Here is an 18,218-nt window from a genome sequence, read left to right on the forward strand (position 1 = left end):
TTAAATGAAAAATAGCCGTCATGCAGTTGTGTTCTTCAAAATATATTTTTTGGTTGCTCGCATAGATGTTCTCTAATTCTTTGAAACTCAATTTGTTTGCCTTCAATACAAGCGTAGGTAGTCGCATTTCACATATCCTCCTAATTTTAAGAAATGCCTTTGCTGCTTGATCCCTTGAGGAAAGGTGATCTTTTTCTAGGCACGAGAATGAGTCTAACTCCCGTTTATAGTCTAGATATTCAGACACTATTGGATGCATATTTGTCGCCTTCATTGGTATAACGCCTCAAACACCAGTCTGGTAAAGTCGATGGCTTTTTGGGAATAAAAAGGGCGACCGTATTACTAAGTCTGCGTGTTTTGATCTGTTGTGTTTTTCTACAATACCGGTTAAGAATTCATGTAAATATACCTTCGCCGGTTCAGGTTCTTTTATACTCTCTGCTATCAGATAAGCCTCATCATCAAGCCAAGTTAAGAAATTCTGGGAGTCAGATGCCAGCTTCGAAGAATGATAATACAATAACAGAAGTTTATTGGTCGTCTTAAAGAAATTTAATAGGTCTGACTCATATTTTTTAAAAGCTCTATTGCCACTAGTGGTCCCCTTTAAATATGGTTATGGAAGGAAAGTTAAGGCTATTGCCAAGTGCGTTGGAATCATTACTCCTTAAAAATTACATCGCCAGTTAGATATTCAGTCGTCTGGGATTGTCTTTATTTGGGCTTTGCTTCGGCGTCTCTGATACTTAACTGGTTGGTCAGGTATCAGAGACTGTTTTATCGATTCAGATAATGGTTTGCATGATCATTTGTTTATTTATTATCTGGATATTGTGTCTTGGCTAAGTCCGTACATCATTCAATGTAGTTGTTGGCCTCAGGTGTTTGCGGCGGCTTTTATGAATGCCTGGATGATGGGGGATATCTGGCCTTTCAGGGCGCTGCGTTCTGGTTGGAACAGGGTGGCGACGAAGAATGGGTGGTTGCTGAGTTCCAGTGCTCTGATGTCGTTTTGTTCGTTAAACGCGGTTGCTGTCAGGTGGGTGTTAAACAGTTGGTCGCGGTAGTTTGGGTTGAGTCCGTAGTTGCAGTGGTAGGTTCCCCGGAATGAGTCGGCCTGATAGGCCCGTGCGAGTATGCTGCCGGTGGCCAGGAGCAGTTGTTCTGATTCTTCCATCAGTGAGCAACTGAGTTTTGAGATGATTTCGAGGCCCTGGCCGGTTTCGTTGATTTCTTCATGGGTGACGCCTTCCCAGCCGAGTACGTTGGCGCAGTATTCCATGATGGCGTGTTGAAAGCCGGCGCAGCTGCCAAAGTAGGGGATACCTTTTGTCCGGGCATGTTGAATGGCTGTCAGTGCACCATTGAGGCTTTGATAGGGGCTGCCGGGTACCAGCCAGATGCCGTTGTAGTTGTTCAGGTCGTGGGCGGAGGTGATGGTTTCGGTGCTTATCCAGGTTGCTTTGGCGGGTGTATCGGTGTTTGCCAGTAACTCGAAGGTTTGGTTGATGGCCTGATGCGCAATTATGTTCTCTGAAAAATCGCCGACCAGGGCTATAGATGTTTCCATGATTCTGTCTCTGTTGGTTTGCGGGCACCGCTGTTTTGACGGATGTAGATTTCTAAATCATGGAAGGTGATTATCGCTTAAATAGTTATCTGCGGCTATCCGTTTGTATTGGTTTATTTTGAGCGCCGGCATGGTTGCCCGGATAGCAGTATTTCTGCCGTGTAGAACTTCAAACCAACCGAGTCTGGCAAACCTTTTCGACCAGCGCTTTGAGTTTGTTGACTTCGGATTCCAGGTACTTCAGTTCTTCTTCTGTGATTTCATAATGCAGTGAGTAGCGGGCTTCGACGTAGGCGCGTTGCAGGCGGCGGAAACTGCGGCGGTGGAATTTTGTGTCGAGTGGGAAGAGGCCGGTAAATTCCGGATCGATCTGTATGCAGAGATGTTGAAGTTTTTCGATATTATGGGTTTTGGGGAGGTAGCTGGTACAGGTCAGCAATGTACAGGAGAGCGCTTTTTCTGCGACCTGATGAAGGTGAAATGCTGCTGTTTTGAGATGGGACTTTTGCATCATCAATTCATAACAAACGTAAAAGTCGTCGGCACTCGCTGTCCATTGCTCATAGTATTGCTGAGCAATCTCTCGCCGTTCTTCTTCGCTGAGGTTGCCGGGTGTTGCTAATGGCCTTGGTGTCGCAGCATACAGTTCTATGCCTTCGTCACGGATGTCTTTGAAGAAATAATGACCCTGATGCAGCCGGTTATTCACGTCTTCCAGGTCATGCACGATAAGACCCAGGGGCGCTGACGAGACTTTGCGGCCAATTTGCTCTTCTGCCCGCTGCCAGACGATATCTTCGTCAACCAGTGCCGGTTTGTTCACGATCACCAGAATATCGTAATCACTGATATAGCCATTCTCTGGATCGTTCACCCAGTTGCCCTTGGCATGACTGCCAAACAGGATGATTTTCAGAATCCGGTATTCGGTTTTGCGCTTCGTCTTGCCCTGCAGGTAATCCTCCAGCGTATCGCGCAAGATCGTCGATATGGTGTGCAGTTCCTGCTGCTTGGATTCCGGCAGATGGTCAAGACTGGTTTTCATGGCTGGCGTGGTTGGTTTTTGATCAGGATGGTGGGTTAGTTTGAAGGTTGAATGGGGGAATGTCCATAGTCTGGTATGGCACTGAGTGGAGTGCATCCATCGTAGTCTGAAGCTTTTCAGGCAGTGGCTGTTTTGGCTCGTCTGGCGCTGTTTTGACCATCCATGTGTCTTTCAATATATCTTGGATCGATTTTTACAGTGGGCTGGGTGCTGAGCTTTGGCCCTTTGTTTGAGCGGTGTTGGGGCGGTGATACGGTACATTGTTGTGGATCAATGAATGTAAAAATGAGAATTATTCCTATTGTTGCAACACGGGAGGTCGGTTACAGTACCTATCTGTACTTAACTATTTATTAGGAAACTATAATGAATGCCTTGATTGCTAAGTTTAACGCTATGTTGGATATGCCGGATGTTGGAAAGTTGGTGCTGCGTGTCAGTTTTGGCCTGATGTTCCTGTTGCATGGCATTCATAAGATCCACGGTGGTACGGATTTTATTCAGGGACTGTTGGTGCAGCATGGTCTGCCAGCGTTTATTGCTTATGGGGTATATTTGGGTGAAGTGGTGGCTCCGTTGATGTTGATTCTGGGCGTATACACTCGTATTGGGGCGTTCATTATGATTGGCACCTGCTTCTTTATTACTTATCTGGCGCATATGGGTGATTTGTTTGTGCTGGATCAATACGGTGCCTGGGGCGCTGAAGGCGTCGGTGTATATTTGTTCTCAGCGATTGCGATTCTGTTTCTGGGTTCTGGTAAGTACGCACTATTGGCCGATCGCTGATAGGACCCAGCCTGGATCATGAGCGGGGATGCGGTTTTTGCTGATCTTCGCTCTATCTTTTGTTTTGCTGTTTTCCTCTGGTTATGGAATGTCATTGCCAGAGGCTCCCGCCTCATGTCTTTCTTGATACCCCGGTATGACTTGGCTTTTAATGCCAGGTGTCTGTGTTAACGAGTTTTTTATCTGTGAATCAAATCGTGATCAGAGCGGCAGAGTTGTCGGATTCTGCGATGCTCGCTGTGTTGTGTGTGACCGTCTGGACGGATACTTACTCTTTAGAGGGGCTGGAGGCGGCTCATGCCGATTATATGTTGGCGGAATTTTCTCCAGCCAATATGCAAACGAACATCAGCACGAAGGTGGTCTGGGTTGCGGAACTCGATGGCAAAGTGGTTGGCGTGATGGTGTTCAGTCCGGAAAAGCATGAAATTGATACCCTCTATGTGCTGAGACACTTCAAGGGCATGGGGATTGGCAGGGCTTTCCTGAAAAAGCTACGAGCCAACTTCATTGGGGCGGTTTATTTGACATGCTGGGAAGGGAATTCGCCGGCGATTCAGTTCTATCAGGCTGTTGGCCTTGTGGAGGACGGGGAGGATTTTTTCCCGCTGGACGGACAATTGCACCGGAATATCCGGTTTTGTATGCCAGAGAACTGGGAGTTGTAGGTGTTGCATCTGCCTGCACCGTAACAGGCTTTCGGTACGGTGACCGATGTTGTTGGTCTGGTGGATGGGCGCGTGGCAGGTCATCAGTTACAATGCCGTTTTTTAGGGAGTGAAGTGTTCAAAGATGCGAAGTTTCATCAAGGAGTTTTGGCTGTTTGGTCTGAAGCAGGCTTATGCCAGTATGTTCGGTGGTTTTTTACTGGCGGTGATGATGGTAACCCGGTATTGGTACCCACTGGAGGGGCTGCACCGTTATGATTTTATCTTTCTGGCGGCGGTCGGTTTTCAGTTGCTGATGCTGGTAACCCGGCTGGAGACGCTGCGGGAATCGCTGGTGATTGTGGTGTTTCATCTGGTGGCAACGGTTATGGAGTTGTTCAAGACTTCCGATGCCATTGGCTCCTGGACGTATCCGGAAGAGTACGTGTTTGGCATTGCCACTGTGCCGTTATTTACCGGTTTTATGTACAGCGCCATCGGCAGTTATATTGCCAGGGTCTGGCGTATTTTTAACTTCCAGTACAGTGCTTATCCCGGCAAGTGGTATACGGTTGTGCTGGTGGTGCTTATTTACCTCAACTTTTTCACCCATCATTTTATCTGGGATATGCGCTGGCTATTGCTGACGGCCAGTTGTGTTATGTTTTTCAAAACTGGTATCTATTTCAAAATACGACGGACACATCGTTATATGCCGCTGTTGGTGGGGTGGTTTCTGGTGGCGTTGTTTATCTGGTTTGCAGAGAATATTGCCACTTATTGTAATGTCTGGATTTATCCGGATCAGGCCGATGGCTGGCATATGGTGTCGGTCTCCAAACTGGTGTCGTGGTTTTTGCTGATGCAGCTGAGCTTTGTGTTGGTGACCATGATTAATGATATTCAGGGTCACCGGCCGGCGGATGCGCGGGTGCTGAGCAAATAAGCCGTTTTTTCCGGTCAGGGTGGTTTACCAGTCTATCCTGATTGGCGTGCCGATGGGCACCAGTGCCACGAACTCATCCATCTCTTTATTTGTTAAAGCAATACAGCCATCGGTCCAGTTGAAGTGTTGAACGATGCCTGACAGCCAGCCCAGGCCGTTACGTTGGCCATGTATCATAATAAAACCACCCGGAGACACACCGCGAGCCTTGGCGTTGCGCTGATCAGCCTGGTCAGGGTAGGAAATATGCATGGCTTTATGATAGGCGGAATCCTCCTTGATGTAGTCCAGTACATAGCTCCCTTCCGGTGTTTTTTCGTCGCCTTCCTGTTGTTTGTGGCCCTGTGGATTGCCGCCAAGGGCAATATGGTAGCTTGCAAGAATCTGATCACCCTCAAACACGGTCATACGCCGTTCGGATTTATCAACCTGAACCAGAGTGGCTTCAGCCCATGCCGGGAGGCTCACCAAGGTCGTTAACATCAAAACAAAAAGTCGTTGCATGAGATGTGTCCATTCATTGGGTTGGCTGCTGGATTTCAAGGAGCTGCTGATTGCAGGTCATGGCGATAGTTTGCCAGAAGTTCTCTTTTACAAAAAAATATTGAGTATTTTCTGTTCGTCTGAGGTGCGGTTTCTGGTGATGAAACAATTATGTTTCAGCCATTAAAATTCAGGAACTGGTCAATATTCTGCGTTTAAATTCGATGTATTTTGCTAATCGGTCGAGTTTTTAGTCACAAATCCTTCATCTTCGATTTCTATAGTGCGCAGCATTGGAAGGGGAGGGGTGATGAATATTAAAGATGTGGCGGCGTTAGCAGGCGTTTCAGCGGCAACCGTGTCCCGATGCTTAAATAATACCGGGCCAATCAATATCCAGACGCGCGCCCGTATCGAAAAAATTGTCAGGCTGACAGGTTACCGCACCCATCAAGTCACCAAACCCATGGAGTGGAAGCACAACCCAACGATTGGGGTGATGATTCCCAGTCTGCTGAATCCGGTGTTTTCTGAAATTGTGGCAGGTATTCAGGCCCGGGCACGCCATTTTGGGTATTCCGTCATTGTGGTGGACACGCAATATGAACGCAGCCGTGAGAAGCAGGCCATTGTCGATCTGATCCGCCAGCGTGTGGCTGGCGTTATTCTGACCACCTCATCAGTGGCAGACAACGAGGCGTTGTCATTGTTGAGAGAATTCCAGTTTCCTTTTTGTCTGGTGCATAACCAATCTGCCGATGAACCCTGTGTGTATGTTGATAACTATCAGGCGGGATGGGACGTTGCTGCGCACTTGCTCACCCTTGAACACCGTCAGTTCGGGGTGGTGGCCGGGCGGTTTTTATCCTCTGACCGGGCTCAGCAGCGCTATCAGGGATTCACCGATTGCCTTAAAAAAACTGCCAATCTGAGCTCGCAGCTGGTGGAAGTGGATCCGTATTCAGTGGCGCCATTTAACGCCATACAAGCGACCTGGTTTGAATCGTCGTCGGCCCCCACGGCGTGGTTCTGCAGTAACGATTTATTAGCCCTCAAGCTCATTAATCATCTGACTTCAAAGGGGGTCAATGTGCCCGACGATGTGTCGGTGGTGGGGTTTGATGGTATGGCTCTGGGGCAAATCGTATCGCCGCCGTTGGCGTCGATTCAGGTGCCTCATCACGATATGGGATTGTGCGCTGTTGATCTGTTGTTCAATTCAAAGTGCAGGAATGCCTTGCCTTTGGCCCGACAACTCGATTACCAGCCGCATTTTTCGGGCACGGTAGCCAAAGCTCAATCATCTATCAGCGAATACCTTGATCACTAGCAGGAGAGTGTTATGAATGTCATTAAACAAGCGGCCAGAGTGGCTTTGCTGTCATTAGGTTTAAGCGGCGGTGTTTCTTACGCAGCGGATGCGATTTGCTACAACTGTCCACCAGAATGGGCCAACTGGGGAGGTCAGTTGCAACTGATCAAACAAGACCTGGGCATCACTATTCCGATGGACAACAAGAACTCCGGTCAGTCTCTGTCTCAGTTGCTGGCAGAAAAAGACAGCCCGGTGGCTGACGTGGTCTATTACGGTGTGTCGTTTGGTATTAAAGCGGCGGAAAAAGATGTCGTTGCGCCTTATAAGCCTAAAAACTGGGATCAGATTCCCAGCGGTTTGAAAGATCCTCAAGGTCGCTGGTTTGCGATTCATTCCGGCACAATTGGTTTCTTTGTTAACAAAGATGCGCTGGATGGTCGTCCGGTGCCACAATCCTGGGCGGATCTGTTAAAGCCCGAATACAAAGGCATGATCGGTTATCTTGATCCGACCAGTGCATTCGTGGGTTATGCCAGCGCGGTTGCTGTGAACCAGGCTCTGGGTGGCAGCACTGATGATTTTTCTCCAGCCATCAATTATTTCAAAGAACTTTCAAAGAATCGCCCTATCGTGCCAAAGCAAACCGCTTATGCGCGGGTGATCTCGGGTGAGATTCCCATTCTTCTGGACTATGACTTCAACGCCTACCGCGCCAAATACAAAGACGGTGCAAATGTTGAGTTTGTGATTCCCAAAGAAGGTTCGCTGGTGGTGCCTTACGTGATGAGTGCCGTGAAGAATTCGCCGCACCCTGACAACGGCCATAAGGTACTGGATTTTGTGTTGTCCGATAAAGGTCAGCGCTTGTGGGCTGAAGCGTATTTGCGTCCGGTCATCACTTCGGCGATGACGGCTGACATTCAGAAGAAGTTTTTGCCGGCTTCCGAGTACGCGCGTGCGGCAACGGTGGATTTTGGGAAAATGGCAGAAGTGCAAAACGGATTTGCCGAGCGTTATATGACCGAAGTTCGCTAACGGATCGCATTTGACCCTGGAAGTCAGCACTAAGTGAGCTTTCAGGGTTTCTTCATTTTTATTATCACGAGTTGCAAATTTGTCTTATGACGCATAAACGTCCGTATGTTTTTTTGATGATTCCCGCGTTAATCATTTGTGTGGCGTTCTTTGTTTTGCCGATGATGATGCTGTTGTGGTTATCCATCACTGATCAGCATGCTATCAGTTATTGGTACATTCTCACCAAGCCGGTTTACCTGGAAAGTTTGTGGTCAACGCTGTGGTTATCCGTCACGGTGACACTGGCAAGCCTGATCATCGCCACGGTGGTGGGGTTGTTTTTGACCCGCCATGAGTTTCCGGGAAAAGCGGTGCTGGTGGCGATGCTGGGCTTTCCACTGGTGTTTCCCGGAGTGGTGATTGGTTTCTTTGTCATCATGCTCGCTGGCCGGCAGGGGTTGTTTGCTGAGCTGGGGCTGGCACTGGTGGGTGAACGCTGGACTTTTGCCTATTCCATTTCCGGTTTGTTTGTGGGCTATCTTTATTTTTCCATTCCCCGTGTGGTGTTAACGGTCATGGGCGCGGCCGAGAAACTGGATCTTAATCTGATTGAAGCCGGTCGCTCGTTAGGGGCCAATCGCTGGCAGATGTTGCGTGACATTACTTTACCGGCGCTGATGCCGGGTTTGATTTCATCCGGCTCGATTTGTTTTGCAACGTCCATGGGCGCATTCGGTACTGCGTTCACTCTGGCGACGGATCTGAATGTATTACCCATGACGATCTACAGTGAGTTTACTCTCAATGCCAACTTCGCCATGGCGGCGGCTTTAAGCCTGTTGTTGGGGTTTATGACGTGGTTATGTCTGGCCGTTGCCCGTCGTCAAGGCGGTGCGTCGTTGGCAATGGGGGCATGATATGAAAAAAGGAGTCGTGTTTTACCTGCAGCTGGGTTTTACCTTGCTGGTGTGTGCGTTTCTGATTGTACCGGTGCTGATGTCGATAACGGCCGGCCTGACCAATAATTACTTCGTTGGTATTTCCAGTGGCCTTACGTTGCGTTGGTTGATCCAGGTATGGGATCTGTATGCCGACACCATCTGGCTGACGTTATTGATTGCCCTGACAACCACTCTGGTGAATCTCTGTGTGGGGGTGCCGTGTGCCTACTACCTGGCACGAACACGCAGCCGCTTCTCAGCCTGGCTGGATGAGTGCCTCACCTTGCCGATAGCCGTTCCGGGAATGGCCATTGCGTTGGGTCTGTTGTCGGTGTATGGCGGATTCAGTGCGCTGCGCATGAGCTGGTATTTCATCCTGATCGGGCATGTGGTGTTTACTTTGCCGTTTATGGTGAAGTCGGTTCTGGCGGTGCTGCAGAGTATTAATTTCCGTATTCTGGAAGAGGGTGCCGCCAGCCTTGGAGCCGGTTTTTGGCAGCGGTTTTTTCACGTCATTGTGCCGAACTGCAAGACCGGCATTATCAGTGGCGTGTTGATGACGCTGACCTTATCTGCCGGCGAATTCAATCTGACCTGGATGCTGCATACGCCGCTGACCAAGACGCTACCGGTTGGACTGGCAGATTCATACGCCTCCATGCGCCTGGAGGTGAGTTCCGCTTATACCCTGATTTTCCTCGCTATGATTTTGCCGCTGTTGGTGGCGGCGCAATGGTTTAACCGTAAACCCAGGACAGCTCTGAAGCATGTCGTTGAGGAGGTCGGGGGTCCAATCGATCCGGCGCGGGTATGCCGGTTCCGGAGCGCTCTTGTGCAAGCCCTGAATGACAGTTCATCCAAGGGGCGATAGGCAATACCGCTCACGATCCAGATAGTGTCCTGAGCGAATGGCTTAGGATGATAACGATTTACCCAGATACAACGATTTTGGTGTCCAATGAACAACGCTCAGGCCAGTGTGGCCATTACTTTGAAACACGTGCAGAAAACTTTTGCAGATGGCACGGTTGCCTTAAAACCACAGAATCTGCATATCGAAAAAGGCGAAATTCTGGTATTGCTCGGCCCGTCCGGTTGCGGCAAAACAACGACCTTGCGTTTGATTGCGGGATTGGAGTTTTGTGATCCGGGTGGGCAGATTCTATTTGGTGATCGCGATGTCACCAACATTGCCATTGAGCAACGTCGGGTGGGCATGGTTTTTCAGTCTTATGCGCTGTTTCCCAATATGAACGTCAGTGAAAACATCGGCTATGGTTTGCGTGTTCGTGGTGAGAGCAAGGCCCTCCGGGCACAAAAGATTGAAGAAATGCTGGCTTTGTTTGATCTGCAACCCTATGCCCATCGGCATATTGATCAGCTTTCCGGTGGGCAGCGCCAGCGTGTCGCCCTGGCACGCGCCATCGTTACCGAGCCGGAAGTGTTATTGCTCGATGAACCTTTATCGGCGCTGGACGCGTTCCTGAAAAAACGTTTGCGCACGGACATCAATGCGCTGTTGAAGCGCTTGGGGATTACTGCGGTTTATGTGACCCACGATCAGGAAGAAGCCATGGCGATGGGAGATCGGATTGCGGTGCTGGACCACGGTGAAATCGTTCAGATTGGCTCAGCGCAAGACATCTATCATGCGCCCAACAGCGCGTTTGTAGCGAACTTCATCGGCCACATGAATCATTTCTCAGGACGACTGAACGGCCGGCATCTGCACTTTGATCAGCAGTCGATGCCATTGCCGGAATCCTTATGGCCGGCGGTGCGGGAAGGCGTATTAAGTGATGGTGCGCCGGTTCAGTGTATGGCCCGTCCGGAAGATATTCGGATCATCGATGGCGCAGAAGCGACGCTGCAGGGACGTGTGACGCAAAGCGTCTTTCTGGGGGATCGGACACGCCTTTTGGTAGAGGTGGCCGGAGTAGCCGATTGCATCTATGTGGACTGTTTTGAGCGTCGTGTTTATCAACAGGGAGAAACCGTGGGACTGGCGATTCCTCCTTCACGCTTGGTGATGTTGCCGATGCTGTCAGACAGGAGTGCATCATGTTAATCGCACAGCTGACGGATCTTCACATCAAGAAAGGCGGCAAAATAGCGTATCAAAAAGTCGATACTCTTCAATGTTTAAGAGCGGCTGTGGCGCACATTAATGCCTTGCAGCCCCAGCCGGACTGGGTGGTTGTGACGGGAGATCTGGGTGACTTCGGCCGGCCGGATGAATATGCAGTGTTGGTGCCCGAGTTAAAACAACTGAATATGCCGGTGAAGGTTATTCCAGGGAATCATGATCACCGTGCTGCATTGCGCGAGGCGTTCGCAGGTTTTGTGACTTTTGACCATGATGACTATTGCCATTTTGTACAATCCGCGGGTGGTTACCGGTTGATCGGGTTGGATTCATCCGTGCCCGGAAAACCCCATGGGCATGTAACAGCGGCTTCGTTGCTATGGTTGGCGGATCGTCTGGTGGAGTCACCTGATTGCCCGACATTGCTGTTTTTACATCATCCTCCGTTGGCAGTGGGGTTAGGGCATATGGATGTGCAAAAACTGCTCAATGATGATGATCTTTGGCAGGTGGTACGTCATCATCCGCAGGTGAAAGGGCTTGTGGTCGGGCATCTGCATCGACCGGTCTATGGTACCTGGCATGGTCTGCCGGTCTGGGTCGGCCCGTCCCACAGCCATGCGGTCACTCTGGATCTACGTGCTGATGCGCCTTCCAGTTTTTCATTGGAAGCCCCCGCGATTCAGCTGTTCAAACTGACTCCGGACAGTATTGTTAGTCACATAAGTTATATTCGTAAGGCAGGAGAAATTCAGGGGCCCTACCCTTTCTTTGATGAGCATAACAAGCTTATTGATTAGTCCAGGCCCGGCGATTTGTTTGGTTGCCGGGTTAATCGTTTAGTCACCTCCCTCAATGTCTCTAGGGGGCCTCTGAAAAACAGGAATAGTTTTGATGCAGGCCAGTAAACCACTCGCAACACCGCAGTTTACTGGCGTAAATGAGGATGTGAGACAGGGGCTGACAACGTCCTGCGCGAAAATAGTCCATTTTTCAGAGATTCCCTAGCTATCCCCTCAGTCCACGACCTGCTTTAGCGGCTTTGAGCAGGCGTTTGCCCTGTCAGTTCTCTCACCGGCGTTCCTCACTCTACCTTTGAGGTAAAAAGGGAATCGTGAGGAGACCACGATGAACGGCAATTCTGCGCCTGAACTCGAATTTTCGGATCAAAAAACAACCTGACGGGGCTATCAGGTGCTGATGTTTTGTGAGGAAATTATCATTTTTGTTTTGATGGTAATCATTTGTTTGGGGCAATAATGATACTTTGTTTTAAGTTGAGTGTGATCTGTGAGGCATAAAATCACTTTTTAGTTTTGGTGTTAATTTTCTTATGGATGATTTTTGGTTGTGTTTTTAAAAAAGTATTTGGCGTTTTGTAAAGCGAAAGGTGACAGGTTTATCAGTTCTGATCAAATGATAAGTGACAGGCTTATCGATTTGGAAAAAACCCGGTTCTATCAAAAATAGATTTAGCATTAAATAGAAATACAGTGTTTATGAAGAACAATAAATCGGTTTGGGTAATTTCCTATTACGGATTTTAGCTGTACCACGTAGTGGTGTTTTCGGCTATCCAGGTTTTATGTAGCAGAATCAGGATGCAGAGCGGAATGTTGATTGTGTCCTCCTGATTGGTGAAACCCTGTCATGATGTCTTCGCTGATAGCGATGTGGCGAGTACGAAATTATCAACCGGTTTGCGTAGTAAGGATTCTGTTGTTAGGGAATTCGCTTTAAAAAGTCTTTTGATAACGAGGAAAGCATGGGCATCACATTTAAGAAAATTGGCCTGAGTACCTCAATTGCCATGATCTCATTGGCGTTGAGTGCGTGTGATATCAACATTGATCGCGGAACCAATTCTTCCAGCGGTAGTGACGGCGGCAGTAATAGTGGCCCGGTTACCGATACGGGTAATACCAACGGTGGCAATACCGGTGATGGTTCCGGCTCTGACAACGGCGGATCTGATAACGGCGGATCTGACAACGGCGGATCTAACAACGGTGGTTCCGATAACGGTGGATCTGACAATGGCGGTTCCGATAACGGCGGATCTGACAACGGTGGTTCCGATAACGGTGGATCTGACAATGGCGGTTCCGATAACGGCGGATCTGACAATGGCGGCTCCGATAACGGCGGATCTGACAACGGTGGTTCCGATAACGGCGGATCTGACAACGGTGGTTCCGATAACGGCGGATCTGACAACGGTGGCTCCGATAACGGCGGATCTGACAACGGTGGTTCCGATAACGGCGGCTCTGACAATGGCGGTTCCGATAACGGTGGATCTGACAACGGTGGTTCCGATAACGGTGGATCTGACAATGGCGGTTCCGATAACGGTGGCTCCGACAACGGCGGATCTAATGGCGATAAAGACCCGAACGATACTATCTCGGGAGAGTATGCCAGTGAATGGGAAGACAGTTATCCTGTGGTAACACCGGTCAATAACAGTACCTCATTACCGGGAAAATTCCGTGTGGATCAGAACGGTAATATCACCGAGGACGGCCAGGTTATGCCGTTGCGTTGCGGTAACTGGTTTGGTCTGGAAGGTCAGCAGGAGCCCAAGAACGGAGATAATAATGCCGATGGTGCTGCCATGGAATTGTACCTCGGCAACATGTGGTGGTTTAACGGCAGTCAGGGGTCAGGCCGCTCGCTGGACAGCGATATGCAGGAAATCAAGGCCATGGGTATCAATATGGTCCGGTTGCCGGTTTCACCTGAAACACTTGACCCAACAGATCCACAAGGAATGGGGGATGCTTCGCAGAAAAATGGTGGGGCATTGAAAAATCATCCGAGCATACAGCAGGAAAATTCCCTGGATGGTTTGCAGGAATTTTTGGTGACAGCTGATAAATACGACATCAAAGTATTGTTGGATATGCATTCATGTTCCAGCTATGTGGGCTGGCGTGCGGGTCGTATTGACGCTGCGCCACCATGGACTGATGCAGACCGGATCGGCTATGAATTTACCCGTGAAGATTGGTCCTGTAACTCAGCGGATCAGGGCAAACAGGTCACCCTGAAAGATGGTCGTACGGTGACTATGAATGTGCGTGCCTATGATGAAAACAAATGGTTGGCTGACTTACAGAAACTGGCTCAATTACCGGCTGAACTGAATATCGACAATGTTATCGGTATCGATATTTTCAATGAACCATGGGATTACACCTGGAGCGAATGGAGTACACTGGCTGAGAAAGCTTATGGTGCCGTTAACTCAGTGAACAATGATCTTCTGGTGTTTGTCGAAGGTATTGGAACCAAGAGCGAGTTTGGTCCGTCAGAAGAATTCAGACCCAACTGGGGTGAGAGTCTCTATGGATTTGCTTCCGATCCTCTGAACATTCCTAAAGACCGGTTGGTGCTGGCACCACACACTTATGGTCCGTCTGTATATGTTCAGTCTCATTTTTTGGATTCGGCGCAATCCGAATGTGAAGGTTTGGAAGGTGATGAAGCAGCTGCCAAAGACTGTAACATCGTGATTGATTCCAATAAGTTGCGTAAAAGCTGGCACCAGCATTTTGGTTTCCTGAGAGATCAGGGCTATGCGGTGGTTGTGGGTGAATTTGGGGGCAACATGGATTGGCCGATGAGCAAATCCTCTCAGGCTGTTAAGGATCAGTGGTCCCATATCAAAACGGATGTCGATGCTCAGTGGCAACATAAATTTGTTAACTACATGATGGATAACAATATTCATGCCTGTTACTGGTCTATCAACCCTGAATCGGCCGATACCTACGGTTGGATCAAAACCAAATATGATCCGATTACCGCCAAGGACCAATGGGGTACCTGGGGTGATGGTAGTGGCGGCAGTATTTTCGATGACCGGAAAACAGAACTGTTGTATAAATTCTGGCAGTACAATAAGTAAGTCAGATAACCGAAAGGGGCGGCCAGCAGGCCGCCCCTGCTCAATTCTTCAATCCTGCAGATTCTTACCTTTTAATCAAACCCTTATCGATAAAACGTTGCGCCGCCATCCACAATGATGTCTTGCATGGTGATATGACTGGCCATATCTGATGCCAGAAATACAATGGTATTGGCAATTTCATCTGCAGTGGCGATTTTGCCCAGAGGAATACCCAGTTTGTACTGATCCGGAAAGCCGTTGATGGTTTGCTGTCTGGCATCCGGTGTATGCCATAGAGAACGTTGCATATCGGTATCTGTTGAACCGGGCGACACCACATTGCAACGGACGTTGTAGCCGGCAAGTTCCAGCGCCACGCAGTGATTCAGGCTGGTCAGGGCGGCTTTGGAGGCACAGTAAGCAGACATCTGCATCCTTGGAACATGTGCGGCGTTGGAGCTGACCGTAACAATACTGCCACGGCGTTGCCGTTTGAATTGCGGGATCAGTTGCTGAAACAGATTGAAGGCCGCACCGACATTGACATTAAAACAATCCTGCCAGGCCTGTCTGGAAATGTTTTCCGTGGATCCGGTATGGAGAATGCCGGCTGCATTGATCAGGCCGTGAATCTGCGGTCGTTGAGACAGAATGTTATCGCATCCCGCCGCGACCTGGTCCGCATTGCTGAGATCCAGAGACTGGCAGTGAAATGGGTATTTTTCGGGTTTATCAAAGTTGCGATCCAGGCCGGTGACCACTGCCCCCAATTCGGTAAAACGCTGCGCGGTGGCAAACCCAATACCGCGTCCGGCACCGGTTACCCAGATGCTTTGGCCGCTGAAATCCAGTTCTGTCATGGTCATCCTGCCTGTTTTTCGCCGATCAGTTTCCACCAGGCATTCAGGCTGGGATTTTTAGCCAGTTCGGCAAAGTTGATTTCAATTCCCTGTTTGCGCCAGTCATTGACCATGCTCATCATTTGCACGGAATCCAGTCCATAGTCGACCAGATTTTCATCGGCGTCAAAATCATCCTCATTTTCGTCGATGGCAGACAGCAGCTGGGCTTTAAGCTGAGCCAGGGTTAGTTGCGAACGTTTTTCTCCAGACTCGACAATGGCCGTTGTGCTGATCACGGTGCCGGCGCGGGTGGCAACATAATTGAGTGCCATGCGATGGTCCTGTTCGCTGAAGTCGGCAATGGCATCGGCAACCATAAACGGTTTGATATCGCGCATGAAGGCGTCCACCGCTGTTATCATGCAACCGATATGACCATAAATGCCGCAAATGATCAGCTGGTCCCGACCCAGTTCTTTCATCATGTTTTCCAGAATAGAGCGTTGAAACGCACTGTAGCGCCACTTAACCAGTACCGTATCATGAGAGTCAGGTGTCAGCGCAGCACAGATCTTTTTCAGTCCGGCATGGTCATTGACACCAGCTCCCCACATGTCGTTGAGCAATGCTCTGTCCCTGGGCGACTGGTTATCCGGCTGGGCGGTGTAGACCACGGGTATTTCGTGTTGCCGGCAAAATGTTTTCAGGGTATCGATATTCTCGATCAACTGACGGATCAGCCGGGAATCATGTGGATAAAACTTTAAAAAATAATCCTGCATATCGTGGATTAGCAACACCGCTTTGGCTGGCTCCAGTGACCAGTTCACCTTGTTGGCTGGCAGCGATTCCGTTGTTGGCATGGAGTAATCGGTTAGTGAGGGAATGGACATGGTGACTCCTTAAATTATTCTGTTGATCAGGATTCGATGAAACGAGGGGCCTCTGAAAGCGGCCCGTTTTCGTGCCGGATAAAAACTATTGCTGTGCTTCAGGGATTGCTTTGGTATCGCGACGCGGTTGTTGCTGTTTCGCTTCGATCATGGCCCGTAAGCGGACTTTGTCCGGTTTGCCAACATGGGTGAGCGGCAATTGGTCAATGAATTCAAAATGATCAGGCAGTTTGTATTCGGCAATACCCTGGCCGCGCAGATACTTGCGCAGGACAATGGGTTTGGGCACCTCCTGACCATTCTGAAGAACGATGAAGGCGCAGCTTTTTTCCCCCATATTGTCATCGGCCATGGCCACCAGTGCGACATGGGTGATGGCGGTATGTTTTAGCAGTAGATTTTCCACTTCTTCGGCGGCGATTTTTTCGCCCCCACGGTTGATTTGATCTTTGTCCCGACCGACCACCTGCAGATAACCACGATCATTGCGGCGGACCAGATCACCGGAATGATAAAAACCGTCGGCATCGAAAACCCTGGCATTGTGTTCCGGCGCGTTGTAGTAACCGCGAATGGTGTAGGGGCCACGGGTGGTGAGTTCGCCGATTTCACCATCGGCCACCGGTTGACCATATTGATCTACAATGCGAACTTCATCGTCAGCAGACATCGGGCAGCCCTGGGTGCTGTACACCAGTTCATCCGGATCGTTCAGGCGCGTGTAGTTCACCAGCCCTTCAGCCATGCCCAGTACCTGTTGTAACTGACATCCCAGTTCTGCCGGAATTCGTCGTGCCAGCGTTTCACTGAGTTTGGCGCCGCCAACCTGTAATAATTTCAGGCTGTTGAGCTGGTCGCGGTGTTCCGGCGCGGCCAGTAACCATAGTGCTACCGCCGGTGGAACCAGTGCGGTCATGTTGACCTGGTGTTGTTGGATCAAATCAAAACAATTGCTGGCGTCCGGACTGGCGGCCATAACGACTGTGCCGCCGGCAAAAAAGATGCCTAGTGCGCCAGGTGAACTCATAGGATAGTTGTGCCCCGCCGGCAACGCGCACAGATAAACCGTTGCGGCGGTGACGCCACATAACTCCACACTGCGGCGGATACTGTAATAGTAATCGTTGTGGGTGCGCGGAATCAGTTTGGGGGTGCCGGTACTGCCGCCGGACAGCTGGAAGAACGCCACTTGATCGGCTGCTGTCGGCTGGGGCAGGGGTTCTGATGTGGTGTAATCCTCATGCAGCAACGTTTGCAGATCTTCTGCAAAATCAGCCCCGCCATCAATAATAACGGTCGACAGATCCGGTGTTGCCGCCGCCAGTTCCTGAATAAACGTTGTGTTCGTGAACAGTGGATGCTGGCTCGATGCGATCAGCAATCGTGGTTGAAGTTGTTGGGCATAGGCCAGCAGTTCATGGCGGTTATGGCTGAACAGCGCGTTGACCGGTACGATGCCGGCATACAATGCAGCGAAGTAGGCGACATAGAAATCAGCTTCATTCGGTAATTGGATAATGGCGGTGTCACCATGGCGCACGCCCCGTTTAAGGAGCTGGCGGGCCAACCGCTGGGAGTAATAACGCAGTTCTGAATAGGTGTAACGTTTGTCTGCTGAGATGATGGCGGTATGGTCGTCGTGACCGTGGTTCAGAATATCTGTTAATGGCTGATCGTTCCAATAACCCTTGTCTCGATAGCGCTGCGCAAACTCGTCTGGCCAGGGGGTGAATGCGATAGGCATGG

General features: G+C 49.8%; 16 protein-coding genes. 10 read left to right on the forward strand and 6 right to left on the reverse strand.

Annotated features, from left to right (window positions below; translation table 11 throughout):
- Window positions 1-880: 880 nt before the first annotated feature.
- Window positions 881-1,573, reverse strand: coding sequence for a CTP synthase C-terminal region-related (seleno)protein (locus tag YC6258_RS12260; protein ID WP_044617247.1), 693 nt, complete (start codon window positions 1,571-1,573; stop codon window positions 881-883).
- Between the two features lie 169 nt (window positions 1,574-1,742).
- Window positions 1,743-2,618 (reverse strand): HEPN domain-containing protein, encoded by an 876-nt coding sequence (locus YC6258_RS12265; protein WP_044617248.1) that lies wholly within the window; start codon window positions 2,616-2,618, stop codon window positions 1,743-1,745.
- Between the two features lie 366 nt (window positions 2,619-2,984).
- On the opposite strand from YC6258_RS12265, the gene YC6258_RS12270 reads away from it, so the two are divergent.
- The 3 genes from YC6258_RS12270 (at window position 2,985) to YC6258_RS12280 (ending at window position 5,000) form a co-directional block, all read left to right on the forward strand.
- Window positions 2,985-3,407: a DoxX family protein gene (locus tag YC6258_RS12270; protein ID WP_044617249.1), complete on the forward strand. Its 423-nt coding sequence runs from the start codon at window positions 2,985-2,987 to the stop codon at window positions 3,405-3,407.
- A gap of 185 nt (window positions 3,408-3,592) precedes the next feature.
- On the forward strand, window positions 3,593-4,075 hold the full coding sequence (locus YC6258_RS12275; protein ID WP_044617250.1) for a GNAT family N-acetyltransferase: 483 nt from the start codon (window positions 3,593-3,595) through the stop codon (window positions 4,073-4,075).
- Window positions 4,076-4,199: 124 nt separating this feature from the next.
- Window positions 4,200-5,000: a DUF817 domain-containing protein gene (locus YC6258_RS12280; protein WP_044617251.1), complete on the forward strand. Its 801-nt coding sequence runs from the start codon at window positions 4,200-4,202 to the stop codon at window positions 4,998-5,000.
- A gap of 24 nt (window positions 5,001-5,024) precedes the next feature.
- Here YC6258_RS12280 and YC6258_RS12285 read toward each other — a convergent pair whose 3' ends face one another.
- Window positions 5,025-5,504 carry a L,D-transpeptidase family protein gene (locus tag YC6258_RS12285; protein ID WP_044617252.1) on the reverse strand — a complete coding sequence of 160 codons (480 nt, stop codon included), beginning with the start codon at window positions 5,502-5,504 and terminating at the stop codon, window positions 5,025-5,027.
- A gap of 289 nt (window positions 5,505-5,793) precedes the next feature.
- On the opposite strand from YC6258_RS12285, the gene YC6258_RS12290 reads away from it, so the two are divergent.
- The 7 genes from YC6258_RS12290 to YC6258_RS30605 all read left to right on the forward strand — a co-directional run bounded on the left by YC6258_RS12290 (window position 5,794) and on the right by YC6258_RS30605 (window position 14,755).
- Window positions 5,794-6,813 (forward strand): substrate-binding domain-containing protein, encoded by a 1,020-nt coding sequence (locus YC6258_RS12290; protein ID WP_044617253.1) that lies wholly within the window; start codon window positions 5,794-5,796, stop codon window positions 6,811-6,813.
- A 12-nt stretch (window positions 6,814-6,825) separates the two neighbouring features.
- Window positions 6,826-7,833, forward strand: coding sequence for an ABC transporter substrate-binding protein (locus tag YC6258_RS12295; protein WP_044617254.1), 1,008 nt, complete (start codon window positions 6,826-6,828; stop codon window positions 7,831-7,833).
- Window positions 7,834-7,919: 86 nt separating this feature from the next.
- A complete protein-coding gene (locus tag YC6258_RS12300) occupies window positions 7,920-8,732 on the forward strand; it encodes an ABC transporter permease (protein ID WP_044617255.1) in 813 nt (270 codons plus the stop codon).
- Window position 8,733: 1 nt separating this feature from the next.
- Window positions 8,734-9,627, forward strand: coding sequence for an ABC transporter permease (locus tag YC6258_RS12305; RefSeq protein ID WP_082070683.1), 894 nt, complete (start codon window positions 8,734-8,736; stop codon window positions 9,625-9,627).
- An 87-nt stretch (window positions 9,628-9,714) separates the two neighbouring features.
- On the forward strand, window positions 9,715-10,824 hold the full coding sequence (locus YC6258_RS12310) for an ABC transporter ATP-binding protein (RefSeq protein WP_044617256.1): 1,110 nt from the start codon (window positions 9,715-9,717) through the stop codon (window positions 10,822-10,824).
- On the forward strand, window positions 10,818-11,642 hold the full coding sequence (locus YC6258_RS12315; protein ID WP_044617257.1) for a phosphodiesterase: 825 nt from the start codon (window positions 10,818-10,820) through the stop codon (window positions 11,640-11,642). Before YC6258_RS12310 ends, YC6258_RS12315 begins: the two co-directional genes overlap by 7 nt.
- 965 nt (window positions 11,643-12,607) lie before the next feature.
- On the forward strand, window positions 12,608-14,755 hold the full coding sequence (locus YC6258_RS30605; RefSeq protein WP_052830242.1) for a glycoside hydrolase family 5 protein: 2,148 nt from the start codon (window positions 12,608-12,610) through the stop codon (window positions 14,753-14,755).
- Between the two features lie 83 nt (window positions 14,756-14,838).
- Here YC6258_RS30605 and dhbA read toward each other — a convergent pair whose 3' ends face one another.
- The 3 genes from dhbA to YC6258_RS12340 form a co-directional block, all read right to left on the reverse strand.
- Window positions 14,839-15,597 (reverse strand): 2,3-dihydro-2,3-dihydroxybenzoate dehydrogenase, encoded by a 759-nt coding sequence (dhbA, locus tag YC6258_RS12330; RefSeq protein ID WP_044617258.1) that lies wholly within the window; start codon window positions 15,595-15,597, stop codon window positions 14,839-14,841.
- A 2-nt stretch (window positions 15,598-15,599) separates the two neighbouring features.
- Window positions 15,600-16,472, reverse strand: coding sequence for an isochorismatase family protein (locus YC6258_RS12335; RefSeq protein WP_044617259.1), 873 nt, complete (start codon window positions 16,470-16,472; stop codon window positions 15,600-15,602).
- An 85-nt stretch (window positions 16,473-16,557) separates the two neighbouring features.
- A complete protein-coding gene (locus tag YC6258_RS12340; protein WP_044617260.1) occupies window positions 16,558-18,216 on the reverse strand; it encodes a (2,3-dihydroxybenzoyl)adenylate synthase in 1,659 nt (552 codons plus the stop codon).
- Between the last annotated feature and the right edge of the window lie 2 nt (window positions 18,217-18,218).

Origin of the sequence: Gynuella sunshinyii YC6258 (assembly GCF_000940805.1) — a bacterium.
Lineage (GTDB): Bacteria > Pseudomonadota > Gammaproteobacteria > Pseudomonadales > Natronospirillaceae > Gynuella > Gynuella sunshinyii.